The following is a 22,968-nucleotide window of genomic DNA, read 5'->3' on the forward strand; positions in this document are numbered from 1 at the left end:
ATTGATTTGCTTATTGATGAGCAATTAAACGAATTGCACGAATGTTTTGAAAGATACTGACGAAGCGATTTTGTGTAATTCGAATAATTAGCAAAATTCGTGTAGGAAATTTTAACACGAATTGATTTGCTTATTGATGAGCAATTAAACGAATTGCACGAATGTTTTGAATAGATACTGACGACGCGAATTTGTGTAATTCGAATAATTAGCAAAATTCGTGTAGAAATTTTTAACACGAATTGATTTGCTTATTGATGAGCAATTAAACGAATTGCACGAATGTTTTGAATAGATATTGACGAAGCGAATTTGTGTAATTCGAATAATTAGCAAAAATTCGTGTAGAAATTTTTAACACGAATTGATTTGCTTGGGGTATAGCAATCAATCGAAATACACGAATATTTTGAATAGAAAATGATGAAGCGAATTTGTGCAATTCAATCTAATTCGAATAATTCGTGTCAATCATACTACTGCACCGCCTGCAGGTTTAACATAGGCTGTAGGTTTGTAGTCTTTATCCTCTTTCTTTTTAGTGAACTTTGCGAACAGGGCTTTCGCTTTGTCCCAAATGCCGCCAACGGTATCTTCATTAACATAGTTTGATGCTTTTTGCGAAACAAGGCCAACCAGTGTTTTAACTAAAAAGTTAGAATGCCTGAAAAGGGTTTTGTTTAGTGTAAGCGGAATCACAAACCTGGAGATCAGGTTAAGAATATCCGGATGGAAGAAACTGGTGTTTTTTATGCCATCAGTATCATTTGAACGCGGAAACAGCGTAAGTACGGTTGAAAATATGGCTGATGGACTATTGAAACGCGCTTTTAAAGCTACCGTTTGTTGTTTTTCAAGTGCCTTAAGCCTGAATATTTCGGCCTGCAAGTCGCTGATATTGGTGATATGGAGATCCATGGTTTATCGTTTAAAGATTTTTTGAATAAAGAGGTTAATCAGCGGCCTTTCAAGGTGGCGTTTAAATATCTTAATAAACATGGCTATCAAAAAGTAAAGTATGGCAACACAACCAAAACCTTCCCAATAGGAGTGAAAAACAGTGGCAAGAAAAAAGCCGAGCGTAACACTTGCAAAAAGAAATGCCAGTACCATGCTTATTACGGTTACCAGATCAGCAATGATGCTTGCCAAAATGGAGGTTCCGCCTTCAATAGCTTCATACTTCAAAAGCTTAAACCGGGTTTCGGCATATTCTTTTAACTGATCAACTATTGGCGGTAATGGTGGTTGAGTATCTTTTTTAGCTTCCATAGGTAAGGTTATATATCCCGGATATGGCTTTTATCCGCATCCGGGATTGATGTTATACATGCTTATGCGTGCTCAAGGTCGTCCTGGTATTCTTCTTCGGCACCTTTAATTTTTGACTTGATGTTTTCAACAACTTTGTCTTTTAAACCAACCAGGTTGTCAATTTCGGCAGCTGCTGTGTCTTTGATTGATTCGCCAAGGTTTTTTAATGATTCAGTTAGCTTGTCGCGGGTTTCATTGCCTTTATCAGGTGCAAATAAAATGCCTAACGCTGCCCCTGCTGCTAAACCGGCAAGCAATGCAACAACTACTTTTGAGTTATCATTCATTGTAATATAATTTAAAGTTGAACATTTGATTAGTTACTTGTAAATATCCTGCCAAATATGTGCATTTGGCGCATTTATTTTTATTTAAGTATAAATTAACTTTTACCCGGTAAATAAATTTTACGCTGTGTTCACAAAACTATTCAGGGCTGTAGGGTATATTTTATACATTATTGATCCGTTCAAGCCTGTCGGCAGCCAGGCGGTTTGTTTCATAAATTTCCAGTAACAGCAGGAAATATGATAACAGCACCGGCCCAAACACCAGCCCTAAGATACCAAACAAAGGTAAACCTATAAATACCCCTATTATTGAAATTATAGGGTGCGTGTTGGCTATACGTTTATTAATGATCATGCGTAATACATTATCAATATTGCCAATAACCAGCAATCCATAAATAAGTATCACTACTCCCTGCCAGTTATGTCCCTGGGCAAACAATATAATGCTGGCAGGAATACATAGTGTTGGCGCTCCAACAACGGGTAAAAAGGAAATAAATGCGCCTATAACGCCCCAAAACACAGCGTCAGGAATGCTTAACGCATAAAAGCCGAGCGCCAGCAAAAAGCCTTGTGTGGCAGCTATTATTCCCTGTCCTAAAACGTTTGAATATGTAGAATCGCGTAGGGCTGCTGCAAATTTTAATGCATGCTGCTCGCGGAAAGGGGCATATTTTAACATTCCGGCTTCAAACTCACGCATTTGCGTGAGCATAAAATATAAAAGGAAGTATAAAACCAGCAGGGTAATAATGATGTTGGCCGCACTGCTTAATATGGAAGGGAATAAGCCTGTACCAAAGGCCCCCAACTTTTGCAGGGTTTCTTCGGCAAAGTGCGGCTGATTAAGATTGGCCGCTGCAAAAGCATCAATTTTTGATGTCCACTGGTCTATCGGTAAATCTTTGACATTGATACTTGAAATTTTTCCCACTATCATGATACTTAGCGTAAGAAAGGGGATAACAATGACAATAAGCGAACTGAAAATAATAAGCAGGGCAACCAGTGTTTTGTTCCAGTTACGTTTTTCGACCAGGTTTATAAACAAAGGCCTGAAAATAGTGAAAAGCACTATGGCACCAAGAATGGAACTAAACAAGCCACTGATTGCATAAAGCAAAAAGCACCCCAATATGATGATGCTTACCAGGATAATGTTGTTGCGTTGTTTGTAGTTAAAAATTGACATTCAGGCTGTTGATTGATACTTGCTTAAAACAAAAAAACGCCAAAAAGTTTTAGCGTTTCAAAGTATTAATTGCAACGCCTTTTACTGGGTATCGTTAAGCAGTTTATTGATCCGGGTTGAGCTAATTTCTATGGTATCCATGTAAAACAAACAATCAGACGTTGGGTGGGGTATCTCATACCGCAGCTGCTCAAGCGCCAGGTGAATGTTTGATAATTGATTTTTTATATCGTGCCTCAATTTGCGCAAGGCTTCGGCATCAACTTTTTCTTCATCAGCCCCCATATTACTTAAGGTTAATGGCCTTCATTTTGTTATAGAGGGTTTTACGGTCGATGTTCAGGATCTCGGCAGCTTTAGTTTTGTTGAAGTTAACTTCTCTCAAAACCCTGATGATCGTTTCATATTCGGCCTCAAGAGCAGCGTTTTTAAGGTCGTGCTTGGGTTCTTTAACTTCAGGCACTTCATTATATGGCTTTGGTGCCTGCTGCTGTTGTGTGTAATGATTTGGCGTATCGTATGATAACTTATAGGTTGACATTTCAAGTGGCAACGCTTTAAGGGTGATCTCATTCCCTTCGGCCAAAAGCGCTGCACGGCGGATCACGTTTTTAAGCTCACGGATGTTGCCCTGCCAGCGGTAGTTCATAAAGCAATCCACAACCTCCTGCGAAAACGATTCAACACTACGCCCAAGCTCCTGGTTGGCTATTTTTAAAAAGTGCTCGGCCAGTAAAATGATATCATGGCCGCGCTCGCGCAGTGGCGGCATGTAAATGCTGAATTCGTTAAAACGATGATAAAGGTCTTCGCGGAAACGGCCTTTCTGGATGCCTTCCTGCAGGTTTTCGTTGGTGGCTATGATAATGCGCACATCAAGGTCAATTTCCTTGGTACTACCAATCCTTTTAACCTTGCGTTCCTGTACGGTACGCAGCAATGCTGCCTGGATCTCGTATGATAGGTTGCCTACTTCATCTAAAAACAAAGTACCGCCGTTAGCCATTTCAAAGTGGCCTATTTTAGTGTATAATGCACCGGTAAAGGAACCTTTTTCGTGACCAAAAAATTCGCTTGCTGCAAGCTCCTTGGTTAAGGAACCGCAGTCCATAGCTATAAATGGCTGGTTATGGCGCGGGCTGTTGAGATGGATACTTTTAGCTACCGACTCTTTTCCCGTACCGCTTTCACCTAAAATAATAACGCTGTAATTTGTAGGCGCCACCAGTTCAATCTGGCGGGCAAGCTCTTTTGATGCCCTGCTTGTACCGGTAACAAACTCTGCCGCAAAAACTGTTTTTTTAGCTGCGGTTGTTTTGGCCTTTTCGGGTAAAATGGCTGCTGCCTGTACCTCTTCGTCAACCTCAACCAGGGCGTGGTGGGTTTCAAAAGCTTTATTGATAGTGTTTAAGATCTCATCGGGATACAGCGGCTTGGTGATATAATCATAAGCCCCCATTTTAATGAGCTCAACGGCCATCTTGATATCTGAGTAGCCTGTTATAATGATAACCCCGGTTTTAGGGTACTGCAGTTTAATATTGCGGAGCATTTCGCGTCCATCGGTATCTTCAAGCCTAAAATCGCAAAGTACCAGTTGATATTCACCGTTTTTCAACGCCTCCATCCCCCCGTTTCCGCTTGATGCGGTACTAACGTCAAACCCGTTACGCGTTAAAAACTTTGATAGCAATAACGCAACATTAACTTCATCATCAATGATGAGGATCCTCTTCATATTCAGCAATTATTGTGCGGTAAATGTCTTATTAAGTGTCAAAATACAAACAATGTGCTAATTTATACGATTTATTTAATTATTAAGGTTCATATCAACTAAAAAAACATAATAAAAAAGGGGAGCCCGAATGAGCTCCCCTTTTTTATATCAAGGTATTTGTAGGGCCATATATTAAAAGCCGTACGCTACACGTAAACCTATGAAGTTCACTTTACTTGCATCAACACCGGTAGCATATTTGGTTGTTGCCTCGTAGCGGATACCAGCATCAATAAAGCTGCTTGCGCTTACAGGGAACTGAACACCAATTTGCGGAGCATAAACAAACGCAGTTGATTTGTTAGCGTTAACATCTGATTTGTTTAAAAGGAACGCTGCACCAGCTTCGCCCTGTACATAAAAATTGCTGATAGGGAAGTATTTCAAACCAGCTTTAACAGGGATCAAATGAAAATCAGTTGCATCAAGACCTTGAACACCACCAATATTGTTTTTACCAAATATGTTATTATAACCAGCGTTAACAGTAACGAATAACTGATTTGAAACAACAGGGATGTCAGCCTGAACCGAACCGCCTAAATTCCATTTATAGTTGTCTTTGAAATCGCCAACAGGTAAACCGGCCTCAACGCCTATGCTATAACGAATGCCACTTTTAGTTGTAGTTGATGTTGTAGAAGGGGTGGTAGGTGTAGTTGTTTGTGCTTTTGCACCGAAAGCTAAGCCTGCAAATGCAAGGGCTAATGCTGAAACTTTGAATAAATTTTTCATAACTATTTTTGTGTTTTTGATATATGTTGTTTTAAACACGAAGCAAATTAACAACAGAAATCAGATGCGATTTTTCATCCAAAAGTCATGAGTATTTAATCAATTGATTGATAGTAATTTATTTTTTGACCCTATGGGTATTTTGGTCAGGATAGTGTAAAATGGAGTTGTAATTGCTGTTTTTCTGTCAAAATTAACATTGGCTTAACATGGGTTTTGGTGGCCAAAAATGATGAAATCTGCGTGAAATTGCCAAAATGGTTAAATACCTTTTGAAATTAGGGGTTGAGATAAATGCTTAAATGACGTTTTTTGTATTTAATTGAGTAAGGTTAGAGATGAACAATGGGGCGAGGGCTAAATCTTATACGCCATGCTCTAAACCTTGCATGGGGCTCTGCTGCGCGTAGCAGATTTTTCGTTATAGCTCAGGAGATAGTTTCTCCTCTCTCAAGCGCACAATCTCCGCTGGCTCGTTCTAAATGGCATGAAGGTTTATTTGTAAAAGGTGATAAACTATTTTCCTACTAAAAAATATTCCCTCCCCTCTTGCAAATTCAAATCTTATATATAACTTTGAACAACAAAGTACTTTTAATGGAAGACAAAGACATTCACGCAGAATTAAGCTCCATCCGCAACCTGATGGAGCGTTCGGCCAAGTTTATTTCGCTTAGCGGCCTTTCGGGCGTACTGGCTGGCATCTACGCGTTCATTGGCGCGGGGATAGGATATAACTTACTGCAGGGCGAGCATGCCACTCTTAGGGAGCGTCATACTTACAATGAAGAATTGCTGATCATTAAATTATTTGTCGTGGCAGTTGCAGTGCTTGTACTGTCAATTGGCACAGGGATCTGGCTGTCGGTTCGCAAAGCCAAAAGAACCGGGCAATCAGTTTGGAACGCCGGGAGCAAACGGTTGCTCATTAATATGGCAATTCCCCTGGTAAGCGGCGGTTTGTTTACCATGATATTGGTTTACCGCGGTTATTATGGCGTTGTGGCTCCTACTACTATGATATTTTACGGCATGTCGTTAGTTTCTGGTAGTCATTATACATATTCGGGTATTAGAAGCTTGGGGATATTGGAGATTTTATTAGGTTTGCTTTGTGCTGTGATGCCGGGCTACGGTTTAATTTTCTGGAGCGTTGGCTTTGGCTTACTCCACATTATTTATGGTACAGTAATGCATTTTAGATACGATAAGTGAAGATATCATTAGATCAGTTTGACAAAGCCTTTGAAAACCGCATCCGCCTGCAAATCATGAGCGTACTGGTTGCCAACGAGAGCTACGACTTTAACTCGCTTAAAGAATTGCTTGACCTAACCGACGGCAACCTGGCATCGCACCTGAAAGCGCTGGAAAAGGAAGAATACATCCAGGTGCAGAAAACTTTCATAGGCCGCAAACCAAATACGCGTTACCTGGCATCCGAAAAAGGCCGCGCCGCTTTCAGGCTCCACCTCCTCGCGCTCGAAAATTTGATCAAACAACAAAAACTGTAATTTTTTTTATCTAATAACTTTGAAATACAAAGTACTTTTAATTTATAAAATATGAAAAACCTTAAAGCAATTTTATTTGAAGACAGTGTTCTTAAACTTGGCCTAATCCTAATCACTATATCCGCCGGTCTCTTCTTTATAGAAGGGTCCGGCCTTTTTGAACTTACCGAGGGAACCGCTTTCGGCACTTTTTGCTTCAACTACTCGGCCTCCCTGGCATTTTTCTTTGTAGTGATATATAAAGGGTTCAGGCGTCTACATTACTGGGTGCTCCTGCTGGTACTTTGGTTCATCAGTGCATTTGCACTTAATCTGAGCACCCCTGTTTTTAATACTTCCGTTACCTGGCTTTCAGTCGTTATTTGTATTTCCACCATTGCCATTATAAGTTCAGTGTTTATACATGAGCTCAGTTCAAGGATGAAACACGTTTTGGTGTTTTTCCTGGGGATAGCTTTCCTGCTTTTTATTTACTACAGCGTATACCTTACCTCCATGTATCTCATTGGTATTTTTGCCGCCATTGCGCTGGGCCTGTCACTACATGTTTTTGTGCCGATGGGTTTGGCCATAGCTACGTTTCTTACTATCAGAAAAGCGGTAAGGGATAGCAAGTCATTAAAAATGGCATTGGGGGCAGGCCTGTTTGTGCCCATCATCGCATGCTGTATATTTATTTGGCAATGGAAAAGCATTAATAACCAGGTTAATCTTGCAATCAATCACAATACACTATCCGAAGGCAAACTGCCAACCTGGGTTGTGATCAGTCAAAATATTCCTAAAAATGCCATAGCACAACGGATCATCAAGGCGGGTGTCGTGTACAAAACTGCCAACCTTAGCGACAGCTGGTTTTGGGGCAACTGGAATAAAGCCTCATTTGATGAGCCCATGCAACATGATCCTTTTATAGTGATAGCAAGCCTGTTTGGCGGCGACTTAAACCTTAACGAAGAGGAGCGGATAAAAATACTGGAAGCGATGTACGATTCACGGCACCAGGCACAGGAACGGCTTTGGAGCGGCGATAAGCTAAAAACAGCCAACGTGATCACCAATGTGAAGATCTTCCCGGAATATCGCTTAGCCTATACCGAAAAAACAATGACCGTGCATAACACTGAAAACCGGGGGATACGGGTCTGGCTTGGTAAACAGGAAGCTATTTACACATTCCATGTTCCGGAGGGATCGGTTGTTAGCTCGTTATCATTATGGATAGATGGTAAGGAACAAAAATCAAGGCTCACTACCAAAGCCAAAGCCGATTCAGCCTATCAACAGATCGTAGGTGTTGAACAACATGATCCATCAGTGATCCACTGGCAGGAGGGCAATACCGTAACGGCACGGATTTTTCCATGTACGCCCGAAGAAAATCGCAAATTCAGGGTGGGGATTACCAGTCCGCTACTTAAGCAAGGCGATATGCTTACTTATGAAAGCAGTTATTTCGATGGCCCATCACCCGATGGCGCTACCGAAGCCGTCCAGGTATCTTTTTCGAAGAAACCGGCGGGCCTCATCATGCCAAACTTTGATGAGATCAGCGAGGGCGTTTACACAGCCGACCGACCTTATCAGCCCGATGAACGAATCGCTTTTAAAGCCCCGCCGCTTGCAAATGCGCCGTTTACCTTTGCGGGTAAAGGCTATCAGTTAAAAGAATATATGCCTCAAACCACAAGCTTTAACCCGGAGAGCATCTATCTCGATCTGAACGCCAGCTGGACAAACAACGAACTTGACGAGCTTTGGCCGGCCATCAAAACCAAAAAGGTATACTATTACGATGGTAAGCTGGAAACATTGACAGAGGAGAACCGCGAGAATGTTTACAGCAGGATGCGTAAACTCAACTTCAGCATGTTCCCGGTTAACGAGATCAAACACCCTGAAAGTTCATTACTCCTAACCAAATGCGCCGAAACCTCTCCTAACCTGCATGATCTTGACGAGTCGGAGTTTGGCAAAGCACTAACCAGTTATCTGCCTAACGCCAAGCCATTGCAGTTATATAATATCGGTACAAACCTAACGCCATATTTAAAAGCGCTGAAGGAGATGCGGGTGTTTACTTATAATGAAGGAGATGTAGCAACGCTGCAAAACCGGCTTGCGAAACATGAATTTTCCCGCTCGCAGGAGGATTCAACCCATGTGGTGCTTGCCCAGTCGGGTTTAGTTATTGAGCAAACTGCCGATACCTTAAAAATAGGTAATGCGCCCGACCACTTGTTACGCCTGTTTGCTTATAACGATATTATGAAAAAAGTTGGTCCGCATTATTTTGATAAAACCTATGTGCAGCCCGATATTATCGAAGAGGCTAATGAGGCTTTTATAGCCTCGCCGGTTTCGAGCCTTATTGTACTGGAAACTCAAAAAGATTATGAACGCTTCGGGATTGATGAAAACAAGAATAGTCTTCAAAATGCTTCCGCAAAATCATCGGGCGCAGTACCCGAACCCGGCGAGTGGTTGCTGATCCTGGTTGTAATAGCGGTTATAAATTTCTTAGTATACAGAAATAAGCATGTTCAGCCGGAGCTATAATTTGCGGGAATACGTGCCATTAAAATTAACCGGCAGCAAATTGATCATCAACAGCTGCTGGTTAATATATATTGGCATTGCAGCAAGGCTATGTATCATTTATTTTAAGTGGGATGCTAATATGTTGCTTGGCCTGGCACTCGTGCCTTATATCTGCAAAGTAAAGCGTGGCAGCTTTTCTTTACGGTACCTCGCTCCCGCCCTTATTTTTACAACATTAGCTGTTTGTTTTCCGGTTAAAACAGATTTGTTCCTGGCCTTGCTGTTTGCAGCATTGCTCTTTTTGGAAAACCTGAAAGGAAAAATAAGCCCGGTATTGTTCCTGCTGCTCTTGCTGATCTCGCCCGCATTTGAATATATCAGTAATACATTCAGTTTCCCTTTAAGGATCTGGCTTAGCGGGGTAGCCGCCTCGCTATTGGCAACAATGGGAATGGCCGCCAGTGCCGCGGGCAACGTCATCCAGTTTAAAGGTTCCGAATTTTCTGTGGATCAGGCATGTGCCGGTCTGCATATGTTGGCTACATCGTTCATGATCTGCCTGTTCATGATAGCTCATTACCAGCAGCAAGCGGCAAAGCAACTGCACCTGGTGTGGATCTTGTTTTTGTTGGTGTTTACTTTTGCGTTAAACATCTTGTGCAACCTTTGCCGCATCCTGCTGCTGGTATTTTTCAAAATACCGGCAGGTACTATGATGCATGACCTTACCGGGATCATCTGCCTGCTCATTTATGTAGTATTGCCATTATTGTGCCTTTCTTCCTTTGTATTGAAACGGACTGAAAAGCCGTACATCGATCCCCGGTTTTATAAAACTATCAGGCTGGTGCCGGATGAACTGCGCTTCCCGCTGATTCACTTTGTATTGGCAGCCATGCTGGTTGTAATAGCCTTCAACATCAAATCAATGGATGACCTGAATGACAAAAACGTAAGCAACGTATCATTAACCGGTTATAAAAAAGCTGTACTGGAAAGCGGGGTGATCAAGTTTGAAAAAGCCGGCGCATTGGTTTACGTTAAACCATCCCCGTTTTACTGCCCCGAGCACAATCCGATGATCTGCTGGCAGGGGAGCGGTTATGTTTTCAGTGAGATAAAAAGAGGGGCTATTGCCGGTCGTGAGGTTTATTGGGGAGTACTTACCAAAGCAAAGGATAAGATCTATGCCGCCTGGTGGTTTGATAACGGGAGCATAAAATCCGTCAACGAATTTGAATGGCGATGGGCGGCAGCAAAAGGGGCTAAGCTGTTTTACCTGGTAAATGTTAACGCAGCTTCGGAAGCAGCATTGTTAGAGGCGGTGAAGAATTTGCCGCCTATTAAACAATAATACTTACCCGGCGTCATTGCAAAAGATCATCGGAAAATCCTGAAAAAATCGTGATAACGTATAAAATATATTTAAGTGATGGAGCGCGCGGGCCGCGTTAGATAGGAGCGGATACTGGCCAATGTCATTAAGTTAAGAAAATCCCCCAGAGGGCTACCGTGTATTCACATCTTTTAATTATTATATGATTATGAATTAAAAGAAAATGTCATTTCGACGAACCTGTTGGGGGAACGTGCGGATGTGGTGAGGAGAAATCTTATACATCCAGCTCTAAACTATGCAAAGCGACTTTACAGGGCGTATAAGATTTCTCTTTCGCCCCCATGCTTAGGCCTACCCAGCTCTATCGAAATGACAAATTTTGTTAAAAACTTATGGGTACACGGTAGCCCAGAGGGGGAACAGGTTTGTAGCAATATCATATACCGAAAATCACCGTGCCAGAGGTACGGAACACCGGAGTTGTGTACCTCTGGCACACTAAGACAAACAAGCCTTTCATTTCTACAAACCTTTTGCACCGCTGGTGCAACCTATCAATCCCATAGCGCACGCCGCTTTGTAAATCATTAAGTTCAGGAATTTGCATGCGGGAGACGCATATGATGCGTCTCTACATTTTAAAACAGGTAAATTTGAACAGCCTCTAAGAAACAAAAAACAACTTCCATAATTTTCTTATTACATTTACGGAAACCAATAGGTTATTCATGAGTAATACCTTTAACCGACCAATCCGTGTTTTAGTTGCCAAAGTAGGGCTCGACGGGCATGACCGAGGCGCGCGCATTATTGCCACTTCGCTGCGCGATGCAGGCATGGAAGTGATCTATACCGGGTTGCGCCAAACACCCGAAATGGTGGTGAATACCGCCCTGCAAGAGGATGTTGACGCCATTGGTATCTCTATACTTTCGGGGGCGCACATGACGGTATTTCCGCGAATCATCAATCTTATTAAAGAGAAAAAAATGGATGATGTTTTGGTTACCGGCGGTGGTATTATTCCGCATGAAGATATGCTGGAGCTGCAAAAACTTGGCGTAGGCGAACTTTTTCCGCCCGGAACCAGCACACAGGATATTGTTAAATACATAACCGGCTGGGTACATGAACACCGTAATTTTTAATCCCTATGGAATTTCAAAACTTACTGATAACAAACAAGGGCCGCATTCAATACATCACCATTAACCGCGAAAGCAAACTGAATGCCCTTAATAAAGATACACTTGCCGAATTGCATGCCGCTTTCTCAGAGGCTTTCCAAAACCCGGAAGTTGGTGGTATCATCATTACAGGCGCGGGGCCAAAAGCCTTTGTCGCCGGGGCTGATATCAGCGAATTTGCTGCACTTGATGCCAATGGCGGCACGCAGCTTTCACGCAGAGGCCACACCGAAGTTTTTGATTTGATAGCCAACGGCAGCAAGCCGGTAATAGCCGCTGTAAATGGTTTTGCATTAGGCGGCGGACTTGAACTGGCTATGGCCTGCCACATCCGTATAGCATCTGATAATGCCAAAATGGGGTTGCCCGAAGTTACTTTAGGTCTGATCCCCGGTTATGGCGGCACTCAACGCCTTGCCCAATTAGTAGGCAAAGGTAAAGCCCTGGAAATGATCATGACGGCCGATATGATCACCGCGGCCGATGCCCTGCAATATGGCCTGGTTACCCACGTAGTTAGCCCGGAAGAGCTATTGGCAAAAGCTGAAGAGATCCTGAGCAAAATTTTAACCCGTGCCCCTTTGGCGCTTGCTGCAGCCATCCGCAGTATCAATGCTGCTTATACCGATGGTATTAACGGTTATGAAACCGAAGTGGCTGAGTTTGGTAAATGCTTCGGCACAAAGGATTTTAAAGAGGGCGTAGCTGCGTTTATGGAGAAACGGAAGGCTGAATTTAAGGGAGAGTAAAAGCTCAAGGCAGAAAGCTTAAAGCTAAAGGCTATGCCGTTGTTGTCATTACAGGCATCCGGAACACAAAAAAACATGTCATTGCGAGGAGCGGCAAGGTTGGAGCGTTGAAGCGACGTGGCAATCTCGTAGCCGTGCATAAATACTTTGCAAATCCGCTCTGTATCCGACGAGATTGCCACGCTGCGCTCGCAATGACATAACTTTTTTAAGGTATTACTTTTTACCCCAGCCGTCTTTCAACGTTACGGTGCGGTTAAACACTAACTTATCTTGGGTTGAGTTTTTATCTAAAGTAAAATAGCCTTTGCGCATAAACTGAACCGGTTTGCCTAATTCAGCATTAACTAAATCTGGCTCTATGTATACGGTCGACAATACCTGCAGGCTGTTCGGGTTAATATAATCCTTAAAGTCGCCATCTTCGTTTGACGGGTCTTCTACCTGGAATAAACGGTCGTACAATCTTACCTCGGCAGTTTTAGCGTGTTCAACACTCACCCAGTGGATGGTGCCTTTTACGTTGATGCCGCTGGTATCATTGCCTGATTTTGATTCGGGCAGGTAGCTGCAATGAATTTCGGTGATGTTGCCATCTGCATCTTTAACAATGCTTTCGCCTTTGATGATATATGCATTTTTAAGGCGAACCATCAGCCCGATACCTAAACGGAAGAATTTTTTAGGAGCAACCTCCATAAAGTCTTCACGCTCTATCCACAACTCACGACCGAACGGGAACTCCCTGCTGCCGTCACCGCCTTCAACTTCGGGGTTATTTTCGCCGTGCATCACTTCAGTTTGGCCTTCAGGATAGTTATCCAGGATCAGTTTAACCGGATCAAGTACAGCCATACGACGCCATGCAGTTTTGTTCAGGTCCTCACGGATACAAAACTCCAGCAGGCCAACATCTATCATATTTTCGCGTTTGGCTACGCCAATACGTTCGCAAAACTCGCGGATAGAAGCCGGGGTATAACCACGACGGCGTAGACCACTGATAGTAGGCATGCGCGGATCGTCCCAGCCATCAACATGACCTTCTGTAACCAATTGCAGCAGCTTGCGCTTGCTCATCACCGTATAGTTAAGGTTTAAGCGGGCAAACTCATATTGTTTTGACGGGAAAATATCTAACTTCTCGATAAACCAGTCATACAGCGGACGGTGAGGCACAAACTCCAGCGTACAGATAGAATGGGTGATCTCTTCAATAGCGTCTGATTGTCCGTGCGCAAAATCATACATCGGGTAAATGCACCATTTATCGCCTGTGCGGTGGTGATGCGCATGTTTAATGCGGTACATCAGCGGGTCGCGCAGGTGCATGTTTGGTGATGCAAGATCCAGTTTTGCACGCAGCACTTTGGCCCCGTCAGGATATTTGCCGTCCTTCATATCGGCAAACAATTGCAGATTTTCTTCAACTGAGCGACTGCGATATTGATTTGGTGTGCCCGGTTCGGTAGGGGTACCTTTTTGTGCGGCAATTTCTTCGGCTGTGCTGTCATCAACATAAGCCAGGTTGTTTTTGATCAATTCGACAGCAAAGTTATATAGCTGGTCGAAGTAATCGGAAGCGTAAAGCTCGTTGGCCCAATCAAAGCCAAGCCATTTTACATCTTCCTTAATGCTGTCAACATATTCAACATCTTCTTTAACGGGATTTGTATCGTCAAAACGGAGGTTGGTAAGGCCATTATATTTTTTTGCCAAACCAAAGTTAAGGCAAATTGACTTTGCATGGCCAATATGCAGGTAACCGTTTGGTTCGGGTGGGAAACGGGTGAGTACACGGTTGTCGTTTTTACCGGCAGCCAAATCTTCTTCAACAATTTCCTCTATAAAGTTCAGTGATCTTTCTTCGCTCATAATAAGTATAGCAATATGGGCAAAAGTAACAAAATTTTAGGCGGTGTGCACTAAGAAGTGTTTTGCAGGGTGGAGAAGATCAATCTCGCAAAGGCGCGAAGACGCAAAGGGGAAAATGGATTAATTATCTGGCCGATACTTTGCGCCTTCGCGCCTTTGCGAGCAAAATATTATAGTTTGGCAAGCATCAATTCCGCCACCTCCTCACCTACCAAACTCCCCATAGCCACGCCCATGCCGTTGCACCGCACCGCACAGAAAATGCCGGGCTGTACTTGTTTCACTATCGGGCTGATCTCCTGTCCAAAACCCATAATGCCGCTCCACCAGTAATCAATTTCCACGTTTTGACCTGGCAGGATAACTTTATTCAAATAAGTCATCAATTGCTCTTTAACCTCGTCGGTATGTCCAAAATCCCAGGTTTCTTCGGCTTTGTAATTGAGATTGCGACCGCCGCCAAATAGTACCCGGTCATCAATATTACGGAAATAGTAATACCCCTGATTAAAGTGATAAGTGCCTTTTAGCTTCAACCCGCGAACTGGTTTGGTAACCATTACCTGTCCGCGGCCGGGCACTACATCCAGTTCAGGATATAGCTGGCTTGCGAAGGCATTGGTGGTTAAAATCACTTTACCGGCTTTAAACACACCTTGCGATGTATTTAACCTGACGGAATTATCTTCTTGCTCAATTGCCGAGATGCTGCAATTGTTAAGCACCAATACGCCCAGTTCATATATTTTATATAACAAGGCCCGCATCATTTTGCCGGTATGGAGCTGCCCTTCCAGCGGATTGTATATGATATGCTTCACTTTACTGAAGCCAAATGCTGCAATTTTTTCATCAGCTACTGAATAAATGTCAGCCCGGCCAACGGTTTGCTGCAATAATTTATTGAGATGATCTATCTGATCAATACAATTGCGGGCATGATTTTCTTCATGATCCATAAACAGCTCGTGACCGCCGTATTGGTGATAGTCTATTGCTGCATCGCCTAAGTTTTCCCTCAGGCGTTGCAGGCCTTTCCACTTGTAAGCCACTAAACGCATAGCCTCTTCTTCGGAAGACTGATTTATTACTTCAATTTGCTCGGAAACTGTACCAAAACACGCAAAACCGGCGTTTTTAGTACTGGCACCCGATGGTAAAAAGCCCCGCTCCAACACCAAAACTTTTAGCGATGGCTGCTGTTTTTTTAAATGCAGGGCAGCGCTTAAGCCAACAAGGCCGCTGCCTATGATAATAACATCGGCATTATCGGTAAATGCAGTGCGTTCCCAGTATGAAAATGATGGCTCCATTGCTGTCAAAAGTAAAGAATCGGGTTGCAAAAAGGGAATTGTTTAAATAAAGCGGAATAATTTTTGAACAGGTACTGTAACGTTTATAGTGTTTTAAACTACTTAATTTAAAATATATTTTTATCAATCATATGAATCACATTTCACTAATTATGGGATACATAGCGCCAAACTCGGCCTGGTTCCTGATGATTGTTATTGCCCTGGTAAGCTTTATTGTACAATGGCGGTTCAGGAGTAAATTTAAGCAGTATTCTGAAGTAGGCTTATTGTCTGGTTTATCGGGTCAGGAAGTGGCCGTGAAAATGCTGCGTGCCCACGGCATATTTGATGTACAGGTAATTTGTGTTGAAGGGCAACTTACCGACCATTATAATCCCGAAACAAAAACAGTTAACCTGAGCACCGACGTTTTTTACAGCCGGAGCATTGCTGCCGCTGCAGTTGCCGCGCACGAATGCGGCCATGCCGTGCAACATGCCGAAGCTTATGGCTGGTTAAGTTTTCGTTCGGCAATGGTGCCTGCTATTAATGTGGCATCAACCATTACCCAATGGACTTTGTTTATCGGTATTATGCTGCTGTTCTTTTCGGGAAGCCCTTATGTTTTAGCAGTAGGTGTTGCCGCCCTGGCGCTGGTTACATTTTTTAGTTTTATCACCCTGCCGGTTGAGTTTGATGCAAGTCGCCGCGCGTTAGCCTGGTTGGATAACAACTATGCTGTAGTACAAACCGGACAAGAACATGAAATGGCTAAAGATGCCCTTTGGTGGGCCGCCATGACCTATGTAGTTGCTGCGTTGAGCGCCCTGGCTACCCTGGTTTATTATGCATCGTTTTTGTTTAACAGGAGGAATTAAGCTTCAAGAGGCAAGAAATCAAGATTCAAGAGCCGAGAAAGAAGCAGGATAGCAGGAGTCAAGAAACAAGATTGTTTTAGGTTGACATTCAACAAAAGAACCCTAACCGATTATTCAGTTAGGGCTTTTCTATTTTTAAAACTTTCTTTCTGTCTTGCCTCTTGAATCTTGATTTCTTGATTCCTTTTTCCTGGTTGTTTCAAACTTCATCATCTGTTCATTTAACCGGCCGGAAATTAATGTGATGTTCATGTTACACAGGTAGGTTTGATCAAAATCATAGATTATGAAAAAGATAGCAAGCGTATTTGTGGTGCTTTTGGTAATGTCGGCAGCATCAATTAAAACCTATGCACAAGTTAGTATAGGGATCTCTGTAAATACAGCTCCGCCTGTTTTGCCAACGTATACACAGCCACCCTGTCCTGTCGATGGATATTTGTGGACACCGGGTTATTGGGCTTACGATCAGGATGGTGGATATTACTGGGTGCCGGGTGTATGGGTTAACCCGCCGCAGGTTGGTTATTTATGGACACCCGGTTACTGGGGGTATGACGGTGCCGTTTATATTTACCATGAAGGTTACTGGGGGCACCATATCGGGTTTTACGGAGGGGTAAATTATGGCTACGGTTACGCAGGCAGCGGCTATGTTGGCGGTCGCTGGGCCGGTAATTCATTTCAGTACAACACCGCTGTTGTGAATGTTAATAACACGGTTGTACATAATACCTATATCAATAAAACAGTGGTTAATAACGTTACTGTTAATAACAACAGCTTTAACGGACCGGGCGGTGTAACTGCTAAGCCGGGACCGCAGGAACGTGCCGCCGAAAAGGAAGAACACGTACAACCAACTTCAGATCAAATTAGTCACCGGCAGGTTGCGGTAAAAGATCAAAGCCAGTTTGCAAGAAATAATAACGGGCACCCGACTACTGCGGCCATGAACAGGGTTAACGGAAGCCGCTTTACGCCGGAAGGAAACAATGCCCGGGCATTCTCAAGGAGCAACGCCAACAATAACCCCGCAAAGCCTCGCCCTTCAGAAAGTACCGATCATCCGGTTAGCAACCGGCCAAGGCTGGTAAATAATCAACCGAGACCCGAAGGTGAAGGTAATCAGGCAAGACCGGTGAATCAGCAACGGGCTATCACACCACATAGGCAGGTACCTGCGCAGCATCATGCAGCCCCGCACCGGGAAAGGCAACACTAAGCTATATTTTAAGGATTATAAATCTCCCGAATTAAACAATTGCCCTCAAGAAGTACATTATATAACGAAGCCCTAACCGATTGCTCAGTTAGGGCTTTTCTATTTTTTCTTTTTTCTTGAATCTTGCTGTCTTTACTCTCAATTCAACCTGTACGGTGCTATCAAATAAAACTCAGGGATCTGTACATTAAAATTGGCGTTATCCAGCATGCGGATCATGTGGTATTCGCCTTTCATGTTGCCCATATCTGTTTTGAGGTTACAGCCAGATACGTACTCGTGGGTATGACCTGGCTCAATAACAGGTTGCAGGCCAACAACGCCCTCTCCCTCTACTTCGCGCTTGGCGCCGTTTGAGTCAAATATATACCAATGGCGGCTCATCAACCTGATGGCATAGTTGGTCATGTTTTCGATGCTTACTTTGTAAGCAAACATAAAATGATCGTTTGCCGGGTTTGAATACTCCGGCTGATATATGGTTTCTATGGAAACCTTAACACCCTCAGTTATAGTGGTAACCATGTGACAAGTATCGTTTATTTCAAATATATAGAAAGGGAGCAAATATTAAGCCATTTCAATGGCATATTTTTCTTCAATTTCGGCCAGGATCTGGTCAACCGACTCAAGATCAGGGGCAGTAACAAAACGCATCCTGAACTCCTTGAAATGATCTATCCCTTTAAAGTAATTAGAATAATGCCTGCGCATCTCAAAAATGCCTGTTTTAGGGCCTTTCCACTCTATTGATTTATATAAATGAGCCCGGCAAGCCGCAACACGCTCGGCAATTGTTGGCTTATCAAGATATTCACCAGTTTTAAAATAGTGCTTTATTTCGCGAAAGATCCAGGGATAGCCGATAGCTGCACGGCCAATCATCATGCCATCAACCTCATATTCCATGCGCCATGCGGCTGCTTTCTCGGGCGAATCGATGTCGCCGTTACCGAAAATGGGGATTTTTATACGCGGGTTTTTCTTGATATCCCTGATCAGCGCCCAGTCGGCCACACCTTTATACATCTGTGCACGGGTACGGCCATGTATGGTAAGTGCCTTGATACCTACATCCTGCAGGCGTTCGGCAACTTCGTAAACATTTTTGGTATTATCGTCCCAGCCCAAACGGGTTTTAACAGTTACCGGCAAATGGGTTGCCTCAACAACCGCTTTGGTCATGGCAACCATTTTATCAATATCCTGTAACAGGCTTGCACCTGCACCGCGGCAAGCCACCTGCTTTACCGGGCAGCCGTAGTTGATATCCATCAGATCGGGGCCAGCCAGCGTAGCTATCTCGGTAGCTTCGCGCATATGATCGATATCGCTGCCGAAGATCTGGATGCCGATAGGCCTTTCGTATTCAAAAATATCCAGCTTTTGCCTGCTTTTTGCCGCATCGCGGATCAGGCCTTCGCTCGAAATGAACTCTGTATACATCATATCCGCGCCGTTTTGCTTGCATACATAACGGAAGGGTGGATCGCTTACATCCTCCATCGGTGCCAGCAACAGCGGGAACTCCCCTAAATCAATATTTCCTATTTGTACAGACATCCTTATCTTTAGCCTGCAAAAATACGAATTTTACATCGAATGATAAAAGCCCCATCTCAATCCCCTCAGCCACAGGGAAGTCAAATAACTCCGTTTTTACAATTTATAATACTGGTTGCGCTAACCATAGGGATGCTGATTGTGTGTAGTTTAGTTGCTGCTGGGATTATCGGGGTGATTTTTGGATCGCAAACACTTACTGATACTTTTACCTTTAATGTGCAAAATCCGCATGTTGGCGCGGCTTTGTGGACTTTGCAAATTATCAGCACCACGTTGCCGTTGTATCTTGCCCCCGTAATTTTCGCCCGCTTTATAGTAAAGGAACCAGCAGATTATCTGAAAGTAACTCCCAAATTTCCGCCTGTGTTGTTGTTGCTGATCTTATCCATTATGATTTGCTCATCGCCGGTTATGGAGGTATTGGTAAACATTAACCAAAAGCTCGCTTTACCTGCTCCATTAAAAAGCCTGGAAGATGTTTTGCGTGCCATGGAAGCTCAGGCCCAGAAAGCTACGGAAGCTATGTTACAGATGAAGACGGTATCAGACATGCTTTTCGCCGTGTTGGTTGTAGGTTTATTAACCGCCATTGCCGAGGAGTTTTTATTCAGGGGATGCCTGCAAACTATCATGATCCGGTGGATAGGAAATCCACATGCTGCTATCTGGATCACAGCTATTCTGTTCAGCGCCTTTCATATGGAGTTTTTTACCTTTTTGCCGCGTGTAGCATTAGGCGTATTTTTTGGCTATTTTGTGATGTGGAGCGGCAGCATCTGGACAAGTGTTTGGGCGCATTTTCTGAATAATGCCACCCAGGTTGTGATCCTGTACCTGTATTCGCAAAAACGCATAAAACTTGATCCTAACGATCAGCACGTATTTAATTACCAGAGCTATGCGTTAAGCGTTATAATTATTTTAATTTTGCTTTTTATGTACAGAAATACTGCTAAAGGAAAAAGCCCGCTGTTGAGTTAAATGGAAAAGAACTGGGTTAAAATTTTTACTTCAACTAATTTTTACCAATCAGAAATTGTTAAGCAGATGCTTACCGGGCATCATATTGACACCGTTTTGCTAAACAAGCAGGATTCATCACACCGCAATTTTGGCGAAATTGAGGTTTACATTCACCAGGAGGATTTTAGTAAGGCTATTGAGATCATGATCCTCAATCAAATTAATATATGAAACAACGCGCCATCACTGGCTTATTTTTTATTATCGTAATGATTGGGTCTAACTTGTTAGGCCCTTATGTGTTTAGTGTTTTTTACCTGTTATTGAGCTTGTTTTGCCTGCTGGAGTTTTACAAGCTGGTTAAGCAAGGCGGCATGCAGCCCGAGCGCTTTACAGGCGCACTTGCCGGGGTAATCTTATTTTTCTTTTTTGCGGCTAATTGCTACTTCCCGGCATACAGGTACATTGTACTGCTGCCTGTGCTGCTTAGCTTTATCCCTATAGGTGAGTTGTATAAAAAATCAACAGCACCCTTCACTAATATTGGTTTCACTTACCTGGGCCTGTTAATGGCTGTTGTGCCGTTCCTGTTTTTCCATGCCATGGCCTTTACACGTGGCGATGGGGTATTTAACTTTCATGTACCGCTGGGCTTTTTAATTATGCTTTGGAGCAATGATACCGGGGCTTACCTGGTAGGCAGCAAGTTTGGCCGTAATAAATTGTTTGAAAGGCACTCGCCCAAAAAATCATGGGAAGGCTTTATCGGCGGCATCCTGATCTGCGCGTTTGCGGCATATATTTTGAGCCGTTTTTATACAGAGTACAATTGTTTTGACTGGATCATTATGTCGCTCATTATATCAAACTTCGGTACCATGGGCGATCTGGTTGAATCTATGTTTAAACGAAGCCTGAACGTAAAAGACTCCGGGGGGATATTGCCAGGTCATGGTGGCCTGCTTGATAGGTTTGACGGCCTGCTGATGGCCGCGCCAATTGTATATGCATACCTGTACTTAATTTCAAATTAATAGTTTTGAATTAAAAACCTATAAATAATGACCATACATAAAGAAGGCTATAGCTCACTCGCTATTACTATATTGTTCATTTTTATTTTGAATGCGCTGATCCAGTTTTACATGCCAACCGCGCATAACCTGAAATGGATAGTTTACATATTTTCGGGTGCTTTACTTTTGATCATCCTGCAGTTTTTCCGCAGTCCGTCCTTTGATATTGAAACAGCCGAAAATACTATTTTATGCCCTGCCGATGGTAAGGTTGTAGTGATAGAAGAAACAGAAGAGACAGAGTTTTTAAAAGATAAACGCATTCAGCTTTCGGTTTTTATGTCGCCGGTTAACGTTCACGTTAACCGTAACCCGATTGCCGGGGTGGTGAGCTATTTTAAATACCATAAAGGCAAATATTTGGTAGCCTGGCACCCCAAATCATCAACCGAAAACGAGCGTACTACCATTGCAATTGAAAACAGTAACGGTGTAACCGTATTGTTCAGGCAAATAGCGGGTGCATTGGCGCGCCGTATAGTTTGGTATGTTAACGAGGGCGATGTTGTTGATCAGGGCCAGCAGTTTGGCTTTATTAAGTTTGGATCAAGGGTAGATGTTTTCCTGCCGCTGGGCACTAAAATATTGGTTAATATTGGTGATGTGGTAAAAGGCGGCCGTACTGTTTTAGCTGAGCTGGCTGACCCGAAACCGGTAAAGGAAGCCAAGTCTAAAAAGACTGCGGTTGTTGCTCCAGAGCCTCCTGCAGCAGCTGTTGAGCCTGCCGTTTTGGTAGAAGAAACGCCAACCATGAACAGCATTACGCCGGCCCCATCGCTGGTAGTTGATCAACCTGAAGCGGTTGAAAACGCGGCAGTGGAAGAGGATGTTAAAGAAAAATCAGCTAAAAAACCTACCAAACCAAAAGCTAAAAAAACTGACGAGGATACAGCTAAAGAAGCGGATAGCGAATAATTAGCGTAAGTTTTATATAAGAAGGGCAGATGAGGATTCGTCTGCTTTTTTTGTGCCTGGTAGTTTACATGCCCAATTAATCTAAATAAATATCGATTTGTCATTTCGACGAACTGGCGTAGGGATAAAATGATGGAGAAATCCTCTACATCATGCTTTAACGATTACAGGTATTGACGTATAAGATTTCTGTTTTGCCCCGTTGCGAAGGCCTTCCCTGCTCACTCGAAATGACAATTTTTATTTATTGGAATAGTAAAAATACTGTCGCAGGTTTAGTGATAGCGTAACCTGTGATTCAGTACTGTTGAAGCTTTTAGTTTTAATAATACTTTGTGTGTTAAGCTGAAAGCTTAAGCTATGGTTCACCACGGGTTATAAACCCGCGGCAGCTTGAGATTATAAGCCCTCGGCAGTATGAGCGTACAACCCGGCCCGTTAACTAACGGGAACGCCCATATTATAAAATCAGTCACTTTTCAGAAAGCGCAAGTCACCAATTGCACATCTCTCCGCTCAAGACTTGCGCTA

22 protein-coding genes and 1 pseudogene are annotated in these 22,968 nt (G+C 43.2%); 12 read left to right on the forward strand and 11 right to left on the reverse strand.

The window, feature by feature from the left end; genetic code table 11:
* Positions 1–471: 471 nt before the first annotated feature.
* The 7 genes from MTO98_RS00800 to MTO98_RS00830 all read right to left on the reverse strand — a co-directional run bounded on the left by MTO98_RS00800 (position 472) and on the right by MTO98_RS00830 (position 5,314).
* Positions 472–918, reverse strand: a complete 447-nt coding sequence (locus tag MTO98_RS00800) for a hypothetical protein (RefSeq protein ID WP_243484657.1) — start codon at positions 916–918, stop codon at positions 472–474.
* Positions 919–921: 3 nt separating this feature from the next.
* On the reverse strand, positions 922–1,272 hold the full coding sequence (locus MTO98_RS00805; RefSeq protein WP_243484660.1) for a phage holin family protein: 351 nt from the start codon (positions 1,270–1,272) through the stop codon (positions 922–924).
* Between the two features lie 62 nt (positions 1,273–1,334).
* On the reverse strand, positions 1,335–1,601 hold the full coding sequence (locus MTO98_RS00810) for a YtxH domain-containing protein (RefSeq protein WP_090532345.1): 267 nt from the start codon (positions 1,599–1,601) through the stop codon (positions 1,335–1,337).
* A 163-nt stretch (positions 1,602–1,764) separates the two neighbouring features.
* The gene (locus tag MTO98_RS00815; RefSeq protein ID WP_243484663.1) at positions 1,765–2,799 is read right to left on the reverse strand and encodes an AI-2E family transporter; all 1,035 of its coding nucleotides are present in this window, start codon (positions 2,797–2,799) and stop codon (positions 1,765–1,767) included.
* A gap of 81 nt (positions 2,800–2,880) precedes the next feature.
* Entirely contained in the window at positions 2,881–3,084 is a 204-nt protein-coding gene (locus MTO98_RS00820; protein WP_243484665.1) for a hypothetical protein, read from the reverse strand.
* 1 nt (position 3,085) lies between these two features.
* Complete coding sequence (locus MTO98_RS00825; RefSeq protein ID WP_243484667.1) at positions 3,086–4,537, reverse strand: sigma-54 dependent transcriptional regulator; 1,452 nt, start codon at positions 4,535–4,537, stop codon at positions 3,086–3,088.
* A 174-nt stretch (positions 4,538–4,711) separates the two neighbouring features.
* Complete coding sequence (locus tag MTO98_RS00830) at positions 4,712–5,314, reverse strand: hypothetical protein (protein WP_243484669.1); 603 nt, start codon at positions 5,312–5,314, stop codon at positions 4,712–4,714.
* 597 nt (positions 5,315–5,911) lie between these two features.
* On the opposite strand from MTO98_RS00830, the gene MTO98_RS00835 reads away from it, so the two are divergent.
* From MTO98_RS00835 to MTO98_RS00860, 6 genes are all read left to right on the forward strand, one after another.
* On the forward strand, positions 5,912–6,529 hold the full coding sequence (locus tag MTO98_RS00835; RefSeq protein WP_243484671.1) for a hypothetical protein: 618 nt from the start codon (positions 5,912–5,914) through the stop codon (positions 6,527–6,529).
* On the forward strand, positions 6,526–6,828 hold the full coding sequence (locus MTO98_RS00840; RefSeq protein WP_243484673.1) for a transcriptional regulator: 303 nt from the start codon (positions 6,526–6,528) through the stop codon (positions 6,826–6,828). Before MTO98_RS00835 ends, MTO98_RS00840 begins: the two co-directional genes overlap by 4 nt.
* A gap of 51 nt (positions 6,829–6,879) precedes the next feature.
* Complete coding sequence (locus MTO98_RS00845; protein WP_243484675.1) at positions 6,880–9,387, forward strand: XrtN system VIT domain-containing protein; 2,508 nt, start codon at positions 6,880–6,882, stop codon at positions 9,385–9,387.
* 13 nt (positions 9,388–9,400) lie between these two features.
* A complete protein-coding gene (gene xrtN, locus MTO98_RS00850; protein WP_243484677.1) occupies positions 9,401–10,723 on the forward strand; it encodes an exosortase N in 1,323 nt (440 codons plus the stop codon).
* A 713-nt stretch (positions 10,724–11,436) separates the two neighbouring features.
* Positions 11,437–11,856: a cobalamin B12-binding domain-containing protein gene (locus MTO98_RS00855; RefSeq protein ID WP_091166978.1), complete on the forward strand. Its 420-nt coding sequence runs from the start codon at positions 11,437–11,439 to the stop codon at positions 11,854–11,856.
* Positions 11,857–11,861: 5 nt separating this feature from the next.
* On the forward strand, positions 11,862–12,644 hold the full coding sequence (locus MTO98_RS00860; protein WP_243484678.1) for an enoyl-CoA hydratase/isomerase family protein: 783 nt from the start codon (positions 11,862–11,864) through the stop codon (positions 12,642–12,644).
* Positions 12,645–12,860: 216 nt separating this feature from the next.
* Here MTO98_RS00860 and MTO98_RS00865 read toward each other — a convergent pair whose 3' ends face one another.
* Together MTO98_RS00865 and MTO98_RS00870 are read right to left on the reverse strand one after the other, a co-directional pair.
* A complete protein-coding gene (locus tag MTO98_RS00865) occupies positions 12,861–14,519 on the reverse strand; it encodes a glutamine--tRNA ligase/YqeY domain fusion protein (protein ID WP_243484680.1) in 1,659 nt (552 codons plus the stop codon).
* Between the two features lie 170 nt (positions 14,520–14,689).
* The gene (locus MTO98_RS00870; RefSeq protein ID WP_243484682.1) at positions 14,690–15,832 is read right to left on the reverse strand and encodes an FAD-binding oxidoreductase; all 1,143 of its coding nucleotides are present in this window, start codon (positions 15,830–15,832) and stop codon (positions 14,690–14,692) included.
* A gap of 152 nt (positions 15,833–15,984) precedes the next feature.
* On the opposite strand from MTO98_RS00870, the gene MTO98_RS00875 reads away from it, so the two are divergent.
* Both MTO98_RS00875 and MTO98_RS00880 read left to right on the forward strand, forming a co-directional pair.
* Positions 15,985–16,692: a zinc metallopeptidase gene (locus MTO98_RS00875; protein WP_243484683.1), complete on the forward strand. Its 708-nt coding sequence runs from the start codon at positions 15,985–15,987 to the stop codon at positions 16,690–16,692.
* A 286-nt stretch (positions 16,693–16,978) separates the two neighbouring features.
* Positions 16,979–17,917: a YXWGXW repeat-containing protein gene (locus MTO98_RS00880; RefSeq protein ID WP_243484685.1), complete on the forward strand. Its 939-nt coding sequence runs from the start codon at positions 16,979–16,981 to the stop codon at positions 17,915–17,917.
* A 138-nt stretch (positions 17,918–18,055) separates the two neighbouring features.
* Here the strand turns inward: MTO98_RS00880 and apaG are convergent, their stop codons facing one another.
* Positions 18,056–18,442 (reverse strand): Co2+/Mg2+ efflux protein ApaG, encoded by a 387-nt coding sequence (apaG, locus tag MTO98_RS00885; RefSeq protein ID WP_243484687.1) that lies wholly within the window; start codon positions 18,440–18,442, stop codon positions 18,056–18,058.
* Between the two features lie 45 nt (positions 18,443–18,487).
* On the reverse strand, positions 18,488–19,480 hold the full coding sequence (gene dusB / locus MTO98_RS00890; RefSeq protein WP_243484689.1) for a tRNA dihydrouridine synthase DusB: 993 nt from the start codon (positions 19,478–19,480) through the stop codon (positions 18,488–18,490).
* A gap of 39 nt (positions 19,481–19,519) precedes the next feature.
* Here dusB and MTO98_RS00895 point away from each other — a divergent pair, with 39 nt between their 5' ends.
* From MTO98_RS00895 to MTO98_RS00910, 4 genes and pseudogenes are all read left to right on the forward strand, one after another.
* Positions 19,520–20,464 carry a CPBP family intramembrane glutamic endopeptidase gene (locus tag MTO98_RS00895; RefSeq protein ID WP_243484691.1) on the forward strand — a complete coding sequence of 315 codons (945 nt, stop codon included), beginning with the start codon at positions 19,520–19,522 and terminating at the stop codon, positions 20,462–20,464.
* Positions 20,465–20,677 (forward strand): DUF2007 domain-containing protein, encoded by a 213-nt coding sequence (locus MTO98_RS00900; RefSeq protein WP_091210011.1) that lies wholly within the window; start codon positions 20,465–20,467, stop codon positions 20,675–20,677.
* A complete protein-coding gene (locus MTO98_RS00905; RefSeq protein WP_243484693.1) occupies positions 20,674–21,480 on the forward strand; it encodes a phosphatidate cytidylyltransferase in 807 nt (268 codons plus the stop codon). Before MTO98_RS00900 ends, MTO98_RS00905 begins: the two co-directional genes overlap by 4 nt.
* Before the next feature lie 27 nt (positions 21,481–21,507).
* Positions 21,508–22,161, forward strand: a pseudogene (locus MTO98_RS00910) (phosphatidylserine decarboxylase family protein); the annotation flags it as partial.
* Positions 22,162–22,968 lie beyond the last annotated feature (807 nt).

The organism is Mucilaginibacter sp. SMC90 (assembly GCF_022811725.1).
Classification (GTDB): domain Bacteria; phylum Bacteroidota; class Bacteroidia; order Sphingobacteriales; family Sphingobacteriaceae; genus Mucilaginibacter.

Bases quoted from the DNA above. Each gene is read 5' to 3' on its own strand.
- MTO98_RS00800 (WP_243484657.1), bottom strand. From the start codon at position 918: ATGGATCTCCATATCACCAATATCAGCGACTTGCAGGCCGAAATATTC.
- MTO98_RS00805 (WP_243484660.1), bottom strand. From the start codon at position 1,272: ATGGAAGCTAAAAAAGATACTCAACCACCATTACCGCCAATAGTTGAT.
- MTO98_RS00810 (WP_090532345.1), bottom strand. From the start codon at position 1,601: ATGAATGATAACTCAAAAGTAGTTGTTGCATTGCTTGCCGGTTTAGCA.
- MTO98_RS00815 (WP_243484663.1), bottom strand. From the start codon at position 2,799: ATGTCAATTTTTAACTACAAACAACGCAACAACATTATCCTGGTAAGC.
- MTO98_RS00820 (WP_243484665.1), bottom strand. From the start codon at position 3,084: ATGGGGGCTGATGAAGAAAAAGTTGATGCCGAAGCCTTGCGCAAATTG.
- MTO98_RS00825 (WP_243484667.1), bottom strand. From the start codon at position 4,537: ATGAAGAGGATCCTCATCATTGATGATGAAGTTAATGTTGCGTTATTG.
- MTO98_RS00830 (WP_243484669.1), bottom strand. From the start codon at position 5,314: ATGAAAAATTTATTCAAAGTTTCAGCATTAGCCCTTGCATTTGCAGGC.
- MTO98_RS00835 (WP_243484671.1), top strand. From the start codon at position 5,912: ATGGAAGACAAAGACATTCACGCAGAATTAAGCTCCATCCGCAACCTG.
- MTO98_RS00845 (WP_243484675.1), top strand. From the start codon at position 6,880: ATGAAAAACCTTAAAGCAATTTTATTTGAAGACAGTGTTCTTAAACTT.
- MTO98_RS00855 (WP_091166978.1), top strand. From the start codon at position 11,437: ATGAGTAATACCTTTAACCGACCAATCCGTGTTTTAGTTGCCAAAGTA.
- MTO98_RS00860 (WP_243484678.1), top strand. From the start codon at position 11,862: ATGGAATTTCAAAACTTACTGATAACAAACAAGGGCCGCATTCAATAC.
- MTO98_RS00865 (WP_243484680.1), bottom strand. From the start codon at position 14,519: ATGAGCGAAGAAAGATCACTGAACTTTATAGAGGAAATTGTTGAAGAA.
- MTO98_RS00870 (WP_243484682.1), bottom strand. From the start codon at position 15,832: ATGGAGCCATCATTTTCATACTGGGAACGCACTGCATTTACCGATAAT.
- MTO98_RS00875 (WP_243484683.1), top strand. From the start codon at position 15,985: ATGGGATACATAGCGCCAAACTCGGCCTGGTTCCTGATGATTGTTATT.
- MTO98_RS00880 (WP_243484685.1), top strand. From the start codon at position 16,979: ATGAAAAAGATAGCAAGCGTATTTGTGGTGCTTTTGGTAATGTCGGCA.
- apaG (WP_243484687.1), bottom strand. From the start codon at position 18,442: ATGGTTACCACTATAACTGAGGGTGTTAAGGTTTCCATAGAAACCATA.
- dusB (WP_243484689.1), bottom strand. From the start codon at position 19,480: ATGTCTGTACAAATAGGAAATATTGATTTAGGGGAGTTCCCGCTGTTG.
- MTO98_RS00895 (WP_243484691.1), top strand. From the start codon at position 19,520: ATGATAAAAGCCCCATCTCAATCCCCTCAGCCACAGGGAAGTCAAATA.
- MTO98_RS00900 (WP_091210011.1), top strand. From the start codon at position 20,465: ATGGAAAAGAACTGGGTTAAAATTTTTACTTCAACTAATTTTTACCAA.
- MTO98_RS00905 (WP_243484693.1), top strand. From the start codon at position 20,674: ATGAAACAACGCGCCATCACTGGCTTATTTTTTATTATCGTAATGATT.